We start from the raw sequence: 19,018 nt of genomic DNA on the forward strand, positions 1-19,018 counted from the left end.
CACGTCTTATCGCGAAAGAAAGATCGGGATTTTCGGATTGGCCAGAATGGTGCGTGTTGCGCTGCCGAAAACGAACTCGGTGATCCGGGACTGCCCATAGGCGCCCATGACCACCAGGTCGGCGCCAACCTCTTCCGCGCGCGACAGGATCAGATCACCGGCATTGCTGCCTTCCAGGCGGTCAAGCGTCACCCTGATCCCATGGCGCGCGAGATGGAGAGAGATATCGCTTCCGGGGTCCTCCCCCAGAAGCCGCGCGACCTTGGGCTCGGGAACAACGACGACGTGGACGGCGCGAGCGGTGGCCAGGAACGCCATCGAATCGGCAATGGCGCGGGCCGCTTCCCGGCTGGCATTCCATCCAACCACGATCGTCTCGGGCACGGCGCCATCGCTTTGCCAGAATGTGGGCAAAAGGATCGAAGGGCGACCGGAGGCGAAGATGATATCCTCCGAGACGGTGAGAGCCGTCTCAGCGCGGTCCGGGTCACGCCCCGTTCCGACGATCGCCAAGGCTGCGTGGCGGGCGTGCAGCATCAGCGCCTCGCCCGTTTCACCGGAACATATGCGAAGCTCGCAATTCACGCCGGTAGCGGACGCTACATCCGAAAGGAGCCCCCGCAGCTGCTCTTCGGCGTCATGCCGGCGCCCTTCGAAGGAGGTTATCATGCTGTTGATCGCCTGCCCTCGGGCGAAGCCATGGGAGGGAGTGGCGATTAAATCTTCCGGCACGAAGGCCACAACGACATGCGCATCCCATGCGCTTGCGAGTGAGACAGCATAATCAATATAAACCCGACAAACAGAAACATCGGCTGTATCGATATAAACGACAATATCTTTTGGCGTCTTCATTCCCCCCCTCGTCACCAAACATCAGCTTTACCCTAATGAACATACTCCGTGAGTCAACAGCTGATGATTGAGAGGGCGAAAATCCTTTTTCTTGTGCCTCACGATTGTGTCAGGGAGTCCGGCGGGCCAGCGTTCAGCCTTACCGTGTGCGGGGACGGTGGGCCGCAGGGTCGTTCTGAGGCGTGATTTCATTCGGGGCTGTGTTTTCCCCTTCCGGCGCGGATCTGGTCTCGTCTGTCTTTTTCAGGGCGCGGCTTGGAGAGAGTTCGTGCTGTTGCATCCGGCGTTTCTTTCGGACCTCCACGGTGAACGGTGTTGTTTGCTTCATTGTCGTTTCCAACCTCCGGTTCTTATTCGTGATTGCGGTCGATCCTGAGGGACCGTCGCAGCGCGAGCGCCAATGCGCTCAGGGCACAGCCGGTCACCATGACGTCGATCGCCAGCAGTGCGCCGATGATCCACAAACTGTTGACCGGCCAGCCCGCAAGGATGACAAGTGCAACAAGCACCGTCGCGGCGCCGGCCGCCGCGAGCCATAGCCAACCGGAAGCCGGGCGGATCGCCAGACCGGCGGCAGTCCTGACAATGCCTGCGACGAGCATGCTGAGAGCCATCAGTAGTGTCAGGAAAGTGGATGCCAGGACCGGGTTCCAGAATGTCATCACACCGGCCGCGACATAAAGCACACCGACAACGAGCAAACCGACAGTTTGGCCCCATCGCTTCATCTGAAATGCGAAGACGATATGCGCCGCACCCGCCAGTAGCATCGTGACACCGACAAAGAGGACGGAAACGACCGTGGCCAGCAACAGGTTGGAGAGGGCGACAAGAGCTATCAACACGAGCACGATGCCGGCGACCAGCAGCCATCGCCATCGCGATCGCAACAGTTGCAGGTCGGCGGCGTCGAGGCTTGCGGTGTAATTGAATATCATAAGTATTCTCCTGCGATAGTTGCGTGAAGAAAGCTGCTTCGCGTCGTGTCAGTTTCCGCCGACGATCTTGCCGGCAAGGACAAACGGGCTGGAAAGGACCGCGCCAGCCGAATTGAATACAAACGCTCCGGCTTGCCTGAGATTTCGGGGGTCGCTCGTTCCATCCCGGCCCGAAAGCTTCGGATAGTAGGCAGCGAGACCGACGAAACGATTGTGGCGGAAGCTGTCTGAGGCCTCGATATCCGATATATCGATCACCTGCACATTCGCCCTGCGCGCCGCCTCCTCGATTTTCGGATCCGTCACGTCAATCCTGCCCAGGCGCTGACGTTCTGTGGATAGAAATTCCGAGACCTTCAGCGCCCTGTCATCCTTGGAAACAAGGATTGTCATCGGCGGGTTCAGTGTCCCGATCGTCGCAAGCTGTGCCTGGAACACGTCGACATCGATATCGGGCGCCGCAAGCACGACCTGCAGTCGACGGATCGCCGCGTCCTTGCCGGTAAGCCGCAGTTGGCGCACGGCTTCCGTCGTCAGCCATCCCCCCATGCTGTGGCCGACGAGCGTGATGGGACCCTGGGTCTGTTTGCGCGCCAGGGTGCTGAGCAGATCCGCCAACTGGTCCCGCGAGAACGTCACCGCGTCCTTGTCGGCGACGTAGCCGCTCAAAGCGCCTTCGGACGGCCAGGCAAACAGGATCGGGGCGGCATCGACGCCGGCGTCAGCTGTCATCTGGGCTATGCGATACACGGCCTCGGTGAAATTGGTGTTGTAGCCATGCACGAACACGCCGACACTCGGCGGTTTGCCGTTGTGTTTACGCGTGACTTCCGCCTCGAATGTCGCCGCGTCGAGAATGTGCTGGTCGACGGTGACAAAATCCGTCTTCGGGTTCGGCTTCGATTTCGGCCATTCGACATTGCCCGTCTTGTGACCTGGCGGGATGGAGACCCTGTAGCGGATATAGCTAACCTCGCGGCTACGACCCGACGTGTAGATACCGTTCTCATCACGCTTGCGCGTGGTCGCCACATAAACCGTCGTGAGCTTGGCCCCCGGAACGGCTTCGGCCCTCTGGGCGAGCAGTTCCGGGCCGGGGCGGCCGGCACAGGCTGCAAGCAGGCTTGTGAGAAGAAGTAGCGTAAGGCGTAGACTGAATTCACGCATTGACTGAACCGATTTCTTACTTATGCATTCGAAGCATCGCGCTCTCGATATGACAGAGTTCACCCTGTCGCCGCGCGAGCGGCGACCCCGACTTAGTTTGCATCAGCCCGCCTTCTGGCTAGGCCGTGATGTGGAAACCGTTGTCGGCGTATACCACCGACCCCGACAGAGGCGTTGCCGCCTCGCTTGCCAGGAATGCGGCGATACGCCCAACCTCAGCGATGCTCACGAGGCGTCGCGATGGTGTTCTCTCACGCACCGTGTCGATGAGCTCATCGAAACGCTCGATTCCGGAAGCTGCCCTGGTGGCGATCGGCCCGGTGGACAGGCAATGGACGCGGATGTCCCGCGCTGCGAGATCGGCGGCCAGGTAGCGTACGCTTGCTTCCAGGGCCGCCTTCACCGGTCCCATCAGATTGTAGTTGTCGACGACGCGCTCAGCCCCGAAAAAGCTGACGGTTATCAAGGATCCGCCTTCCTTCATCAGCGGGGCGGCGAGCCGCGCCATTCGGATAAAGGAATGGCACGATATATCCATGGCCTGCGCGAAACCGTCAGCGGAGCAGTTGACGATGCTCGTCTGCAAGTCCTGTCGTGGCGCGAAGGCGATCGAATGAAGCAAGAAATCGAGGCGGCCCCATTCATTTGCTATGGTGTCGAAAACCGCCTCGAGCTGCCCATCAATGCGAACGTCACAGGGCATGAACAGCGACGCGCCCAGGGCATCGGCGACCGGGCGTACGAACGGGACAGCCTTATCGTTGAGATAGGTGACCGCCAGATCGGCGCCGGCAGCCTTGAACGCGGTTGCACAGCCGGCTGCGATGGAGGAATCGTTGGCGATGCCGACGACGAGGCCACGTCTTCCGAATATATCAACGATCGCAGCCATCGCTCAGCCTCCCGAGATTCTCAAGGCGTCAGTGGCGATCACCTGCTCCTCATCGGTCGGGATGACAAGGACGGTAAGACGACTGGCAGGACTGCTGATGACGGGACCGCTCCCGGCGTTCGCTCCAGGATCGAGATCAATGCCGAGCCACATCAGCCGGGTGCAGATATCAGCTCTGATCGTCGGCTGATGCTCGCCGATCCCGGCGGTGAATACGAGAGTGTCGAGGCCGCCCAGCGTCGAGGCAAGCCGGGCAATCTCACCGGCGACCCTGAAGGTGAACAGCTCGATTGCTTCCTTGGCTTGCTGCTCATCACTCTCCAGAAGCACGCGGCTGTCGGCGCTGATGCCGGAAGCGCCCAGCAGACCCGAACGGTGATAGAGGAGATCCTCGATTTCGCCAGGATCTCGCCCGGCCTTTAAGAGGTGTATGACCACGCCGGCGTCGAGCGCCCCGCAGCGCGTCGCCATCGGTACGCCGTCCAGCGTTGAGAAACCCATGCTGGTGTCGCGGCTGACGCAGTTGTGCATCGCGCAAAGACTGGCGCCGGAACCGAGATGGGCGACGATGACCTTGCCCGCCGCCTGCTCCGGCCATTTGCTGATAAGCTGGTTGGCAATCGATCGATAAGAAAGGCCGTGGAAGCCATAGCGTTTGATACCCTCTTCGTAGAGCTGCCGCGGCAGGGCGAAGCGGCGGACGACGTCGGCATGCGAGCGGTGGAAAGCCGTGTCGAAGGAGGCGGTCTGCCTGATTTCTGGCCGAAGGCGCGCGATCGCCCGGACAAGGCGCAGCGCCTGGGGCTGATGAAGCGGCGCAAGCGGTATCAGCGCTTCCATCTGCGACATCGCCTGATCGTTGATGAGCACCGGTCCGTCAAACAGGTCACCGCCGTGCACAACGCGGTGGCCGATAGCGGCGATGCCGGATAAATCATAGTGCCAGGACAGCCGGTCGAACGCTTCGCGCAAGACCTCGTCCAGTTCTTCCTCCGCTTTGGCTTCCAGCTCAACATCGAAGCGATCCGGGCCTTCGGAAAGCTCGAAGCGCAACGGGGCCTTGCGGAAATCGATCATTCCCTTGCCGATTCGCGTGAGGCCACCGCCTTCAACGGCGAACAGGCCGATCTTGACCGTGGAGGAGCCGGCATTGAAGGTGACAAGCAGTTGCTGGCTCATGAGATGGCCCCCGTTCCGGGTACCTGATTGCGGGCGACGAGCAGTCTTGCGAGCGTTGCCGAGGCGATGCGCGCCGAAAGCGGATCGGAGCGGCTGGTCAGCACGATCGGCACGCGCGCGCCGAGCACGATGCCGGCCGCGGTCGCCCCCGCGAAATAAATCAGTTGCTTGGCGAGCATGTTGCCAGCCTCAAGGTCCGGCACGAGCAGGATGTCGGCCTCGCCCGCGACGGGAGAGACAATGCCCTTCGTCTTCGCCGCATCGAGATCGATGGCATTGTCGAAGGCAAGCGGGCCATCGACACGTCCACCGATGATCTGGCCACGCGCCGCCATGACGGTCAGCGCCGCGGCGTCAAGGGTGGATGGCATCTTCGCGTTGACGGTCTCGACTGCTGCGAGCACCGCCACGCGCGGCTCTTTGACGCCAAGAGCTAGAAGAAGGTCGATAGCGTTCTGGCAGATGTCGCGTTTCTGGTCGAGCGTCGGCTGGATGTTGATCGCAGCGTCGGTGACGATCAGCGGCTTGCCATAGGCCGGGACGTCGAAGGCGAAGACGTGGCTGACGCGCCGCTCCGTTCTGAGACCGGACCCGGTGGCGAGGACGGCGCCCAGAAGCTCGTCGGTATGCAGGCTGCCCTTGACCAGAACCGAAACCGTACCGCCGACCGCGAGTTCCACGGCGCGCGCGGCTGCCGCATGGCTGTGCGCAACGTCCTCGATCGCCATGTCGCCGAGATCGATCCCTGAGGCTTCGGCGGCTGCGCGAATCTTCGCCTCCGGCCCGACCAGCAGCGGGTCGAACAGGCCCTGTTGGCGGACCTCGACCGCAGCCAGGATTGCTCCGGCGGAGCACGGGTGTACAATGGCGGCCCGAACCGGGGGGAGACTACGAGCTTCGGCAACAAAAGCCTCATATCGGCTTGCTCGCCCTGTATCCTGCAATGCGACGGAGGAGGGTGTTGCGGTCCATTCGACCGACTTGTCGGGCGCGATCACCATGGCCTTACCGGTCAGGACAAGTTCCGCTTTCTGATTTGCGCAGATCGTCTCCAGTGCAACAGTGCGATTGTCCGGGTTTTTCTGCACCACCCGCACGGTTGCCGTGATCGTGTCGCCGGCGGCGACCGGCTTCACGAAACGGAAATCCTGTCCCAGATAGATCGTCCCTGGCCCCGGAAGCCTTGTGCCGATCACCAGAGAGACCAGCGCGCCTGTCCAAAGCCCGTTGGCAACGATATCGTTGAAGAACGTCGTTGCCTCCGCTGCCCCGTCACCAACTGCCGGCCTTTTGCCGAGCATCGCTGCCAGCAGATCGATGTCGGTATCACCTGCCACCCGTGTGAGGCTTGCGGTATCGCCGACCTGTAAATCGGCGAAGGTATGATTTGTCAGTAATTTTTCCGCCATCGCACTCTCACTTCTGGAACACGTAGGCACCGGGCGCTTCTGCAATGGCAGGAAAACCCCTCTCGGCGGCACCAAGCTGAGGCGGGGCTACACGAACCTTGCCTGAATGTGTAGCCAGCCACGGCAGCCACGCCTCCCACCAGGAACCGCCCCTCTCCTCTGCCTCTGCTGCCCATTCGTCGGGTCCGAGGCAGATGTCGGCTGCCAGCCTGGTCGCGATGCGATAGCGGCGACCGCGATGGCCCGGCTCGCTGACAATGCCTGCGTTGTGCCCGCCGCTGGCGAGAACGAAGGTAACATCGGTATCGGCTAGCTGGTGGATCTTGTAGACCGATCTCCATGGCGCGACATGATCGCGTTCCGTTCCCACGACGAACATCGGCACGCGGATATTCTGCAGCGCCGCCGGACGGCCATCGATGATGAAGCGGCCGGATGCAAGCTCGTTGTCCAGGTAGAGACGCTGGAGGTATTCGGCATGCATGCGGTAAGGCATGCGCGTGGAATCGGCATTCCAGGCCATAAGGTCGTTCATCGGCGTGCGTTCGCCCATGAGATAGTCGTGGACCAGTCGCGACCAGACGAGGTCATTGCTCTTCAGGATTTGAAAGGCGCCGGCCATCTGGCTCGCCGACAGATAGCCCCGATCCCACATCATGCTTTCAAGAAAATGCATCTGGCTCGGATCGATGAACAGCGCCAGTTCGCCGGGTTCGGAAAAATCCGTCTGGGCTGCGAAAAGGGTGAGCGTTGCCAGCCTCCCGTCGCCGGCGCGCCCCATCGCAGCCGCCGCCATCGCGAGAAGCGTACCGCCTAGACAATAGCCAGTGGCGTGGATCTTGCTGTCGGGAACGATGGCGGCGATCACGTCGAGCGCGGCCATGACACCCAAACGGCGATAATCGTCCAGCGTCAGATCGCGATCGTCTGCCCCAGGGTTTCGCCAGGAAACGGCAAACACCGTGTGCCCCTGCCCGACCAGATAGCGTACCAGGGAGTTCTCCGGCGACAGGTCAAGGATGTAGTATTTCATGATCCAGGCCGGCACGATCAGCACCGGCTCCGCCACCACGGTGTTGGTCGTGGGGCTGTACTGGATCAGTTCGATCAGATGGTTTCGGAAGATGACCTTGCCGGGAGTGATCGCGACATCCCGGCCCGGTGCGAACCCTTCCGCACCGACGGGCGGGCGGCCGCCTGCAAGCCTGTTCACATCTTCGAACCAGTTCTGGAACCCCGAGAGGAAGTTTGCCCCTCCAGTGGTGATGGTTTTGTTGATCACCTCGGGATTAGTGAACGGGTTGTTGGAGGGCGAGAACATGTCGAGCACTTGCCGCGCGGCGAAGGAGACCACGTCCTCGTGGTGAGGAGCGACGCCCGGCACCTCCCGCGTCGCATTGTGCCACCACTGCTGGGCGAGCAGGAACGCCTGGGCATAGGCCGCAAAGGGGAGTCCCTTCCACGCCTCCCCGGTGAAGCGGTAGTCGCCCGGCAAGGACTCGATGCAGGATGGAGTGTCGTCACCGAGACTGGCGGCGCAGAGATAGCCCGACAGCCGGGCGCTTTTCCGCACCCCCTTGTCGATAAGCTCCAGACGCTTCCCCGGCGCCGAGGCCAGATGAATCGACCAGTCGAACAATGCTAGCGCCAGCGCCGCGGGCGAAAGCCCGCCGGTGATCCGCGCGCTCCAGGCTTCGCGCATCCGATCAATGGCGCGGAAGGCCTCCGTGCCGAGAGTATCGTGAGGGACATCTGCCGCCCTCATTCCTGACCTGCTCAAATCATTCATTATGTCTCCCGACTGATCGGCACGGTGGCCCTCATGGTCTGGCATTCCTTGTCTTCGTTCATGATGAACTCGACAATCTGGGAGACCAGAGCCATCAGTTCACGATCACTTCCGCTCTTCTGGAGGGCTGGTGTGCCGATGACGTCACGAAGAATACTGACCCCGGCCAGAAACGCGGCGACCATTGACGCGCGCCGCTCGGACATGAGCGGGCATTTGGAAGCGAACGGCTTGACGAACCCGTCGTCGATGAGCTCACGAAAAACACGCGATGCCTCTGGACTGGAAAAAGATCGCGCGAGGATGTCAAAAGGCCGGATTTCGTTGGCGCCCTTCTCAGCGAGGATGTCTTGCGCGAGCGTCATATGCAACTCGCTCGCCTCGCCGACGAGCCAGGCCTCCGGTTGAAGTATCGCCTTGACTGCTGCCCGGAACAGCTCTTCCTTCGAACCGAAGGAACGATGAACATAGGCCATGTCGACACCGACATCGGCGGCAATGTCTCGCAACCCGGTTTCCTCATAGGAGTGGGTGGAGAAGCGAAGTATCGCGGCTTTCAGGATGCGCTCACGGGTGGTGTCTTCCGGGACGGGCCGGATCATTCGGTTGGGCATAATTTCTCCAAATAAACGGTTGTCCAGTCTATCGGCGCAACGAAAGGCAGTCAACAGCCGATGACCGACGCTGTGATGTGCTCTTCGTTTCGCGTTTTTTCACAAACTCGGAGTAATCGCGCCAAATTACCTTGAGAGAGGAGCGCTTGATCGCGAGTCATTTAAAATGTTCAAACCCTTGCTTTCGTTCAGCGCCGCAGGGTTGGTCGTTCCCACGCATTGGCCATGCTTTCGAGCGTCGCCGTCATCAGCGCTGCGACTGCGGTTCCGACGAAGGTCAGTGCCAGGCGGGTTAACGCTGCATAGGAAGGTTCCTGCGTGGTAAGGGCACCAACGATCAGTGACAGAGCGGCCGATGCGCTGAACTGGTAGACCATCGGAGGATGGCGGCCGATCATCATCATGGTGGCGAAATATAGCACCGTGAGAAAGACCAGACCGACCAGCATGAAGAAATGGGCGTTCAGGGTCATCAGGAACAGGGCGACACCCGCTGCGGATGCACCTAGCACCGTCGCAAAGATCCGTTCCCGGGCCTCTGCAAACAACTGCTCGCGTGTCGGGAAACACAGCACGAATATCGCGGCGATCGCCATCATCATGTTGGACATATCGATGAAGCTGTAGAGCCAGAAGCTGAGCCCGAGCAGGACGACCGCCCGGATGAGCGCCGATCGCACGTGATTGCCCGGTGCGGGCGTATATTCGTCGATCATTTTCTCCTGGGTAGCCGGCGGAATGAGGAGGTAAAGGACCGGAATCGCGATCAATGCGAGGATGCCCGCCTCGACCACCGAATCACTTAGGGCGTCGAGCGCAGTGATGGAGTTCATACCCAGGATAGAGGCGAGGCCAACGGACACCAGGATCAGCATCCCCATCGGGTTGCCGGTGCTCTGGATGAGATAGAACGCGACGAAATAGAGGCTGCCGACCGCGATCAGGAACGCCACCGGCCAAGACATGAGAAGGGTGAGCACGCCGCTTGCCAACCAAATCATCATGATGAGCGCCAGAGGACCTCCTATGGCTTTCTTCGGATCGAAGGCCTTGCGCATGCCGGCCATCAGGCCAAACGGCAGGGCCGCCATCAGCGCCGGCATAGAGGGCATGACAAAGGGTATCGCGCCCACCGAGATCACCGCAAGCAGCGCCATGCGCAAAGGAAAATTTGGGTCGTCGCGAAAGCTCGGCCGGGGCGAAACATACATGGCCCCACCTCAATACAGATAGGACAGAAGCGACTGGGCGCGGTGCAGGGCCATTGCGATCCACGCTGACGGATTGCTTTCGCCTGCGGCGTAGACCACGACGGTGGCCTTCGCGCCCACCCTGACGGTGCGAGGCCATTCCGAAAGCGCTCGATCGAGTTCAATGCGCACGGGAAACCGGCGGGCCGGCTCGAACCAGCGCGTTTCCGGCTCGTTCTGCACCAGACCGCTGGATGCGGTCCGTCCGGTATCGATGCCCCAGCCGACGCTGTGTACGGTCCCGGTAAAAATCTGCCCCGGCAAGGCATCGAAAAGCAGGCCCACCTTGTTGCCCGGCTCGATATTGGCGAGCTGGTTCTCGCGCATATCGGCCGTGATCCAGGCTCCCCTTCCGTCGATGAAGGTGAGAGCGGCCGAACCCGCGCTCACGTACTGGCCGACTGCTAGATCGAGATTCGTGACCACGCCGAGCGTCGGTGCCACGACCCGTGTGTAGATCAGGTCGAGCTGCGCCCTTTCCAGCTTGAGTCGAGCGGCCTTGATGCGCGGATTGCTGGCGCCCGCCGCCCCCAACTCGGCTTCCGCGCTAGACAGATCAGCCTCCGCCGCATCGACCTCCGCCTGCGCGACCTCGAGTTCCGCGCGAGATGCTTCCTCCTGCTTCCGCGCGGCAACACCACGCTGGACAAGGCTTTGCGTCCTGGCGTTCGAGGTCTTGGCGTTTTCGAATTTGGCCCTGGCCTGCGACACCTTGGCCTGTGCAGCGATCAGCGCCGCCGACGAGGCGTTGATTGACTGGGTCGCCTGTTCGAGTTCGACTTCCGCCTGCTGGACCGCGATCTCGAACGGGCGCGGGTCGACCACGTAAAGAAGATCGCCCTCCTGGACAATCGTATTGTCCTCAACGTGGACGCTGATTACCGGGCCTGAAACACGGGGCGCTAGTCGGGCAATGTAGCCGCTGACCGTGCCGCGGTCGGTATAGGGGGCGAGCTTGTCGGAAACGGCGTACCAGGCTACGAAGGCGACCATGAGCCCGATAACGAGCACGCCGACCCGGACTCCCGTCCTGGTCGGCCCCGCCTCGACCGGAGCGTCAGCCAACGCTTCGGGGGCACGGTCGGCGGGCCTGTCCTCAGAAGAGCCTGTCGGCAGGTCATGTTGGTTCTTATCATCCATTTTTTTCTCTTGGGGTTCGGACGAAACGTAGCCGGCGCTATCCTGCGAATATGGCGATCACGACCGCATTGACGAGGTCGATGAAGAAGCCGCAGACGAGCGGCACGACGATGAAGGCCCTGTGCGCCGCGCCATATTGCTGGGTGACGGCCGTCATGTTGGCGATGGCAGTGGCAGTGGATCCGAGCGTGATGCCTCCGAAGCTGGCAGATATCACGGCCGCTTCGTAGTCACGCCCCATGGCGGGAAAGACGATGAAAACCGTGTAGACGATCGTGAGCGCGATCTGCACCGCGAGCGCGGCGACGACAAAGGTGAAGACGCCGCTCAACTGCCACAGTTGCAGGCCCATCAGCGCCATCGTCAGGAACAGGCCGAGAGAGAGGTCGGACAGAAGCGACAATCCTTGTCGCACGCCGGGCCAGATGCGGGTGATGGCCGCCCCGGCTGCCAGCGGCATCAGATTGCGGATTGCAATGCCGGCCAGCAGGCAACTGACGAAGGTCGGGAGTCTGAAGCCCGTCAGCGCGATCAGGGAGTCGAGCGCCATGCCGAGCATGACCGCGACATTGAGCGCCAGGATCGCCCAGAGCAGGCAGAAATAGTCCATCTTCGGCTCCGGCTCCTCATGGGCGGCGCCGACGTCGATATCTGCGTCGCCCGAGGTGACGATTCCATTGCGGCGGATCAGCAGGGCGGCCATGGGGCCGCCGATCACACATGCCGCGATCAGCCCGACCGTGTTGCTGGCGATGCCGAGCTCCATCGCGTTGGCGATCCCGAGGTCCCCGACGAAGATCGGCGCCCAGGCGACCGTGGTGCCGACCCCGCCCGTCAGCGAGACGGACCCGACCATCAGGCCGGCCTTCGGATCGAGCCCGAACAATGCGGCGATCCCCATCCCCGTGACGTTCTGGATGAGCATGAACGCGGTTGCGAGCGCGAGCAGCACGATGAGCGGCCTGCCGCCCTGCAAAAGGGTGGCCGTATCCGACTTCAGACCGATGCTGGCGAAGAACAGCAGCAGCAGGTGGTCACGCACGCCGAGTTCGAACTGGATTCTCCAGCCCGCAATCCAGTAGGCCAAAGCCACTAGCAAGGCGCACAAAATGCCGCCGACAACAGGCTCCGGTATCGAGTACTTTCGCAGCACCGCGATGTTCATCGTCAAGATCTTGCCCACGATGAGGAGCAGGACCGCAATCGTGAAAGATAGAAAGGGGCTAACTTGAATCATCTTTTTCGGCGGACTTCCATTGATTGATTTCTGGCGGGACCATCCCTAAGCGTGCGCAGACAACCCATTCCAGTGGTGGCCTTTCGATTCCATGCGTTTGCAGAAGAGGCTCGGGTCATCGGCTTACTGCCGATCCGAGCGCGTTACCTGCCGCGCGGCCAAGTCTTTCGACCTGCTCGCCGATGCTGCGCCGCATAGTCGATTCGAAAACAGTGATCGGCGCACTGACGGCCACGCTCGCCGCTACGCCGACGGTCTGCGCTGCTTGCATCGCCCCCGCCCCGAGGTGGTCCCCCAGACCAACGTCGGCATCGATGCTCGCGTGTCTCGTCGCCGCCCCCAGCGCACCCACCTGCGTGACGCCTTCAACCGTGGCTCTGCTCGGAACCATTGTGTCCTGAGATCGGGAGGCACAGTCCGAAACAGGCAGCCAGCGTGTTATTGCGCGGCGTTTTCCGATCGTGTGGATGCCACTCATAGTTCCATCTCAATTCCTCGGACGAAGATATCGATGGTGCGTTCAAGGGCGGCCCGGTCTATCCCCGCGATCCCCGGCGGCGTCCGCTGAAGAACGGCCTGCCGCAGTTGCGGTATCATCGTGATGGACAGGAATATCTCCGCATCACGGGCCAGACCGGGTTCACTTGCACCGTGGTCGCGCAGCACGGCCATTACCTCCTCGCGGATCGGCGGCATTCCATACTGGCCGACGAGACTCGCCAACTTCGGAAACTGCCACGACTCGCCAACAACAACTCTTTCCAGGGAAATGATGAGCGGATCAGTCGCTACTTCTAGAATGCGCAACGACAAAGCCAGCAGCTTGTCCCGCGGAGTCTTGCCCGACAACTGCTCCGTGACGATATTCGATAGGCCCGTGTTTACAACATCGAGGACAATCGCTTCGAAAAGTGCGGCCTTGCCTGGATGGCGCGAATAAAGAGTCCGCTTGGAAATTCCAATTTCCGCGGCGATCGCGTCCATGCTCGTCTGCGCAAACCCGTCTCGCAGGAACAGCTTGCGCGCAGCCGCCATGATCCGGGCCGATATGCGTTCAGACTCCGCCGGTGTCGGCCGTCCGCCGTGGTGGCTCGCCACACGCGCGTGATTGATCTTGTCGGTCCGCGTCATTGAAGCGCTTTCTGCAACGTTGCCTTATGAACGGAGGGGCTTGCGGGCAAAGTCGGCCCTTTCTGACGTCACAGGGATTGGCAGGGAATGCCCCCGGAGACGGAACACTCCTTCAGTTGGCGTTCCTTGACGAGTTGGCTTGTTAAACGATACGGTGTCGTTTACTCTGTTTAGCGGGGAATCTCAACCGGTTTGCATCTAGGGTTTTAGGGTGGGGTGCGGCGACCGCGAATCGCTCTGCGCTGCACAGACATAAGGAGAGCTGCATGGCAGCATTGAACTCATTAAAGCTCACTCGGGACGATCTCGAACGTCTGCGATCGAGATGGGGGTGCTGGTCGGCGCAGGCATCGCCCTTGCGGCAGTTGGAGTACTGGCTCTCGCCAATGTCCTTATGGCCACTGTGGCGTCAGTTTTCTTCGTCGGTGCGATGATGCTCGTCGGAGGCTCCGTGCAGGTCATCTGCGCCTTCAACGTCAAAGGTTGGAGACAGTTCGCCGGCTGGCTGCTGATCGGTGCCTTTTACATCGTCGCCGGTCTGTTCGCATTTGCCAACCCGCTTTTCGCCTCGACGATCCTGACGCTGCTTTTTTCTCTGAGCATCATCACGGCGGGCGCTATGCGTATCGTTACCGGCTTTGCGTTGCGACCCGCGCAAGGATGGGGCTGGCTCGTGCTGGCGGGTATTATTGCATTCGTCGCCGGGGCGATCGTTATTGCCGGATGGCCTGTCAACAGCCTGTGGCTGATCGGGGCGCTGCTGGCGTTCGATCTCCTTTTCAACGGCTTGGCCATGATCATTTTTGCCTTTGCGCTGAGACGGCGACCACAGTCACCCGCTTGAGTTTCTTTTGCCACCTTTTGGGAGGGCGCGTGCCATGGAGACGGGAATGCACGACCGCATTAGGCCGGGCCTCGCCCTCCCGACCGACAGCCGCTCACGCTCGCGTGTCGGCGGCGCCTTGCTGGTCCTCGTCGTCGTGTCGGTATCGATCTGGACGATGCTGGCGATCTGGCATCAGGTTGAGCCACCAGTCACCTGGCCATCCCTCGCCGCCGCGGCGGCGGCGCTCGCAATCCTACGCCCGAACCATCCGCTCAAGACAAATCGGCGTCCACCGTTGACATTTTAGTCATCGAGTGATGATATGCTCGCGATTTCAAGACAAGCGTTGATGAGGCTGGGGCAAATAGCAGTTCTTCACGCAAACACTCTGGTGAACCATGAAGAACGTGCAAAAAAACCCGTCTACGGCGAGCTTTCTATTAGGTTTGAATCTCGAGACCACAAGGCAGATTAGTTGCAAGCCGTGCGAAGGCAGCAGATCGCTGCGACGACTCATTCTCGCCCGACTTCCTCGCTCTCTCGATTATCGCGCGCAATCAACCACTCGTTCGCAACCGGGGAGGGAAGCGGGACCGTCTCGTATTTGCCCGAGCGCGGCTTTCCGTGACCAACACAGGCTCTTTTCCATGGCAATGACATTTCGCATGATGACCTCAGATAATCTCCATAGCCATCCGCGGTACGCTCGTGCGGCCGCTCCGCGAGGGGAGGTCCGCGCATGAAATCTCTCAAGAACTGGATTGTCGCGATCGTCGTCCTTGCCGGCGTCGCCGGCGCTTATTACGGCTTGCGCATTTATGACGGATCCGGGCTTCCGGCCGGGATCGCCGGCGGAAACGGTAGGATCGAGGCCACCGAAATCGACATTTCCACGAAGACCCCCGGACGCATCAAGGAGATTTTGGTCGACGAAGGCGCGTTCGTCAGCGCCGGCCAGGTGCTGGCCATCATGGATACCCAGCAACTGGAAGCGCAGCGGAAGCAGGCCGAAGCCTCGTTGCAGCGCGCTATCATCAGCGTCGACACCGCGAGAAGCCTTCAGTCCCAGCGCGAGGCGGAGCGGGAAGCTGCCGCAGCGGTGATCGGCCAGCGCGAAGCTGAACAGGATGCCGCAGAGCGCAAACTCGCACGCACCGAGCAACTGATCAGAACCAATACGACATCCCTGCAAACACTTGACGATGACCGGGCATCGGCACAGAGAGCACGGGCAGCTGTCGCGGCTGCGAAGGCGTCGCTTTCCGCGTCCGAGGCCGCCATCGGCGCCGCCAAGGCCCAGATCATCGATGCGGAGGCCTCCGTCGTGGCTGCGCAGGCGGCCATCGAAAGCATCGTTGCGGATATCAATGACAGCACGCTGAGATCACCCCGCGAAGGGCGCGTACAGTACCGCGTTGCCCAGCCTGGCGAAGTGCTGTCGTCTGGTGGCCGCGTCCTCAATATCGTCGATCTCAGCGACGTTTACATGACCTTCTTCCTGCCGACCGAACAGGCGGGCCGCATTCAGATGGGATCCGAGGTTCGTCTGGTTCTCGACGCCGCCCCTCAATACGTCATCCCCGCTACGGCAAGCTTCGTGGCGGACGTCGCACAATTCACACCCAAGACCGTCGAGACCGAGGAGGAGCGGCAAAAACTGATGTTCCGCATCAGGGCGAAAATATCGCCTGAACTGCTGCGCGAGCATATTCAGTACGTCAAGACTGGGCTCCCCGGTATGGCCTATGTCCGCATTGCGCAGGATGCCGAATGGCCTGCACATTTCACCGAGGCCCTGGTGAAATGAGCAGTTTATCGCCGGGAGAGAACGACGCGCAGGGATCTCCTTCCGCCGTCGTCAAAATCAGGGATGTCAGCCTGTCTTACGGCAAGACTCGCGCGCTTGATGCTGTCAGCCTCAACATTCCCGCCGGCATCATGGTCGGGCTGATAGGTCCCGACGGCGTCGGAAAATCCAGTCTGCTCAGCCTGATTGCGGGCGCGCACAAGGTTCAGGACGGCCATATCGAGGTGCTGGGCGGCGACATCGCCGACAAGAAGCACCGCGACCGGACCTGCCCGCAGATCGCTTACATGCCCCAGGGCCTCGGAAAAAACCTCTACCCGACGCTGTCGGTGTTCGAGAATATCGAGTTCTTTGCGCGCCTGTTCGGCCAGGACAAGCGTGAGCGTGAGATCCGCATCGGCGACCTGCTCCGGCGCACCGGGTTAGCCCCCTTCCCCGATCGCCCTGCCGGTAAATTGTCGGGCGGAATGAAGCAGAAGGTTGGACTTTGCTGCGCCCTGATCCATGACCCGGATCTGCTGATCCTCGACGAACCGACCACAGGCGTTGATCCCCTGTCACGCAGGCAATTCTGGGAGCTGATCGACGATATCCGCCGCGACCGCCCGTCGATGAGTGTGGTTGTCGCGACCGCCTATATGGAGGAGGCGCAGCGCTTCGACTGGCTGGTGGCGATGGATGACGGCAAGATCCTTGCGACCGGAACGCCGCAGGAGTTGCTCGCGCGCACCGGAGCGGCCAACCTCGATGCCGCGTTCGTCGCCCTTCTTCCGGAAGAGAGACGTTCCGGTCACCACGAGGTGGTCATACCGCCCCGATCCGACGAGGGGCGGGCGGACTTCGCCATCGAAGCCGAACACCTGACCATGCGGTTCGGCGACTTCACCGCCGTCGACAATGTCAGCTTCCAGATTCCGCGCGGCGAAATCTTCGGCTTCCTCGGCTCGAACGGCTGCGGCAAGACCACGACCATGAAGATGCTTACCGGCCTCCTGCCGGCGACCGAGGGAACCGCAAAGCTGTTCGGCCACGAGGTCGATCCGAAAGATATCGAGGTCAGACGGAAGGTCGGCTATATGAGCCAGGCTTTCTCGCTCTACACCGAGCTTACGGTCCGCCAGAACCTCGACCTGCACGCCAGGCTGTTCAGCCTGCCGCCCGATAAAATCCCGGCGCGCATTGCGGACATGGCCGAGCGCTTCGACCTCAATGAAATCATGGATACGTTGCCGGATGCGTTGCCGCTCGGCATCCGGCAGAGATTGTCGCTCGCCGTAGCGATGATCCACGCGCCCGACATTCTGATCCTGGACGAACCAACATCGGGCGTCGATCCGGTGGCGCGCGACGGGTTCTGGCAGATCCTCTCCGACCTGTCGCGCAAGGATGGCGTGACGATCTTCGTTTCGACCCATTTCATGAACGAAGCCGAGCTTTGCGACCGTATTTCACTCATGCATGCCGGCAAAGTGCTTGTCAGCGACACGCCACGCGGCATCATCGAAAAGCGTTCAGCTGGGACGCTGGAGGAAGCCTTCATTTCCTATCTGGAGGAGGCTATCGGCGACAAGACTTCACCTGCGTCCGCCCCAATCGCGCAGCGTGAAGAGGCGGATGAAGCCGCCGCGCCCCCGCCGGCTTCATCCGCCAGCTCGACTTTCAACCTACGCCGTATGCTCGCCTATACGCGGCGGGAATCGCTCGAATTGCGCCGGGATCCGATCCGCGCGACGCTCGCCATTCTCGGCAGCGTCATTTTGATGTTCGTCGTGGGCTTCGGCATCAACATGGATATCGAGAACCTGTCCTTTGCCGTGCTCGACCGGGACGACACCACGATCAGCCGCGACTACACACTCCAGATCGCCGGATCCCGCTATTTCACGGAGAAGGCGCCGATCGTCGATTACAACGACCTCGATCGACGCATGCGCAATGGCGAACTCAGCCTCGCACTGGAGATCCCGCCAGGCTTCGGGCGCGATGTCGCGCGGGGCACCAAGGTCGAAATCGGCGCCTGGATCGACGGTGCAATGCCTTCGCGGGCCGAGACTGTGCGGGGTTATGTGCAAGGCATGCATCAGACATGGCTCACCCAGAAGGCACGTGAACTCTATGGCGACGCGGCAACCACCGGCACCTTCCAGATCGCCCTTCGATACCGCTACAATCCGAGCGTCGAGAGCCTCAAGGCCATGGTGCCGGCCGTCATCCCGATGCTGTTGATGATGATCCCCGCCATGCTCGCCGTTCTGAGCGTCGTGCGCGAAAAGGAACTCGGCTCTATCATCAATTTCTACGTGACGCCCGTCACTCGGGTGGAGTTCCTCCTCGGCAAGCAGTTACCCTATACCGCGCTTGCCATGCTCAACTTCTTCATGTTGACGGCCTTCGCGATCTTCGTGTTCCGGGTGCCGGTGACAGGCAGCTTCCTGACGCTGACCGGTGCTGCACTTCTCTACGTCACGGCGGCGACCGGGCTGGGACTTCTCATTTCCACCTTCATGAGCAGCCAGATCGCTGCGATCTTCGGGACCGCGCTGATCACACTCATTCCGGCCGTCCAGTATTCCGGAATGATCGATCCGGTCTCCTCCCTAGAGGGGGCCGGCGCATTTATCGGACAGATCTATCCGGCGACCTACTTCGTCACAATCGCCCGCGGTACGTTCTCCAAAGCGCTGGAGTTCCGCGATCTCGCAGCGTCCTTCATCCCGCTCCTGATCGCTGTCCCGGTTCTTCTCGCCAGCAGCGCGGCGCTCCTCAAGAAACAGGCGGGGTGAT

16 protein-coding genes are annotated in these 19,018 nt (G+C 61.2%); 4 read left to right on the plus strand and 12 right to left on the minus strand.

Features of this window, described 5'->3' with window-relative positions; translation table 11 throughout:
• Positions 1-6: 6 nt before the first annotated feature.
• The 12 genes from CEV34_RS05460 to CEV34_RS05525 form a co-directional block, all read right to left on the minus strand.
• Positions 7-855 (minus strand): universal stress protein, encoded by an 849-nt coding sequence (locus tag CEV34_RS05460; protein ID WP_009450489.1) that lies wholly within the window; start codon positions 853-855, stop codon positions 7-9.
• A 350-nt stretch (positions 856-1,205) separates the two neighbouring features.
• Positions 1,206-1,793 carry an HdeD family acid-resistance protein gene (locus CEV34_RS05470; RefSeq protein WP_009450490.1) on the minus strand — a complete coding sequence of 196 codons (588 nt, stop codon included), beginning with the start codon at positions 1,791-1,793 and terminating at the stop codon, positions 1,206-1,208.
• 48 nt (positions 1,794-1,841) lie between these two features.
• Positions 1,842-2,960, minus strand: coding sequence for an alpha/beta hydrolase (locus tag CEV34_RS05475; RefSeq protein WP_009450491.1), 1,119 nt, complete (start codon positions 2,958-2,960; stop codon positions 1,842-1,844).
• Between the two features lie 118 nt (positions 2,961-3,078).
• A complete protein-coding gene (gene fabI, locus CEV34_RS05480) occupies positions 3,079-3,852 on the minus strand; it encodes an enoyl-ACP reductase FabI (RefSeq protein WP_009450492.1) in 774 nt (257 codons plus the stop codon).
• Positions 3,853-3,855: 3 nt separating this feature from the next.
• Complete coding sequence (locus CEV34_RS05485) at positions 3,856-5,031, minus strand: acetate/propionate family kinase (protein WP_064332056.1); 1,176 nt, start codon at positions 5,029-5,031, stop codon at positions 3,856-3,858.
• Positions 5,028-6,440: a bifunctional enoyl-CoA hydratase/phosphate acetyltransferase gene (locus CEV34_RS05490; RefSeq protein WP_064332055.1), complete on the minus strand. Its 1,413-nt coding sequence runs from the start codon at positions 6,438-6,440 to the stop codon at positions 5,028-5,030. The genes CEV34_RS05485 and CEV34_RS05490 overlap by 4 nt, the downstream gene beginning before the upstream one ends.
• Before the next feature lie 7 nt (positions 6,441-6,447).
• Positions 6,448-8,229 (minus strand): PHA/PHB synthase family protein, encoded by a 1,782-nt coding sequence (locus CEV34_RS05495; protein ID WP_064332054.1) that lies wholly within the window; start codon positions 8,227-8,229, stop codon positions 6,448-6,450.
• Positions 8,229-8,843 (minus strand): TetR family transcriptional regulator, encoded by a 615-nt coding sequence (locus CEV34_RS05500; protein WP_233290649.1) that lies wholly within the window; start codon positions 8,841-8,843, stop codon positions 8,229-8,231. Before CEV34_RS05500 ends, CEV34_RS05495 begins: the two co-directional genes overlap by 1 nt.
• A 188-nt stretch (positions 8,844-9,031) precedes the next feature.
• The gene (locus CEV34_RS05505; RefSeq protein ID WP_009450497.1) at positions 9,032-10,054 is read right to left on the minus strand and encodes an FUSC family protein; all 1,023 of its coding nucleotides are present in this window, start codon (positions 10,052-10,054) and stop codon (positions 9,032-9,034) included.
• Between the two features lie 9 nt (positions 10,055-10,063).
• The gene (locus CEV34_RS05510) at positions 10,064-11,233 is read right to left on the minus strand and encodes an HlyD family secretion protein (protein ID WP_009450498.1); all 1,170 of its coding nucleotides are present in this window, start codon (positions 11,231-11,233) and stop codon (positions 10,064-10,066) included.
• A gap of 37 nt (positions 11,234-11,270) precedes the next feature.
• Entirely contained in the window at positions 11,271-12,470 is a 1,200-nt protein-coding gene (gene gltS, locus CEV34_RS05515) for a sodium/glutamate symporter (RefSeq protein WP_009450499.1), read from the minus strand.
• 474 nt (positions 12,471-12,944) lie between these two features.
• Positions 12,945-13,601 (minus strand): TetR/AcrR family transcriptional regulator, encoded by a 657-nt coding sequence (locus CEV34_RS05525; protein ID WP_064332052.1) that lies wholly within the window; start codon positions 13,599-13,601, stop codon positions 12,945-12,947.
• Positions 13,602-13,926: 325 nt separating this feature from the next.
• On the opposite strand from CEV34_RS05525, the gene CEV34_RS05530 reads away from it, so the two are divergent.
• The 4 genes from CEV34_RS05530 (at position 13,927) to rbbA (ending at position 19,017) form a co-directional block, all read left to right on the plus strand.
• Entirely contained in the window at positions 13,927-14,445 is a 519-nt protein-coding gene (locus tag CEV34_RS05530; RefSeq protein ID WP_064332051.1) for an HdeD family acid-resistance protein, read from the plus strand.
• Between the two features lie 7 nt (positions 14,446-14,452).
• A complete protein-coding gene (locus CEV34_RS05535) occupies positions 14,453-14,734 on the plus strand; it encodes a hypothetical protein (protein ID WP_179253466.1) in 282 nt (93 codons plus the stop codon).
• Positions 14,735-15,166: 432 nt separating this feature from the next.
• Positions 15,167-16,234, plus strand: a complete 1,068-nt coding sequence (locus CEV34_RS05540) for an HlyD family secretion protein (protein ID WP_064332049.1) — start codon at positions 15,167-15,169, stop codon at positions 16,232-16,234.
• Positions 16,231-19,017 carry a ribosome-associated ATPase/putative transporter RbbA gene (rbbA, locus tag CEV34_RS05545; RefSeq protein ID WP_064332048.1) on the plus strand — a complete coding sequence of 929 codons (2,787 nt, stop codon included), beginning with the start codon at positions 16,231-16,233 and terminating at the stop codon, positions 19,015-19,017. Before CEV34_RS05540 ends, rbbA begins: the two co-directional genes overlap by 4 nt.
• Position 19,018: the final 1 nt, after the last annotated feature.

This window comes from Brucella pseudogrignonensis (assembly GCF_002252525.1).
GTDB lineage: Bacteria > Pseudomonadota > Alphaproteobacteria > Rhizobiales > Rhizobiaceae > Brucella > Brucella pseudogrignonensis.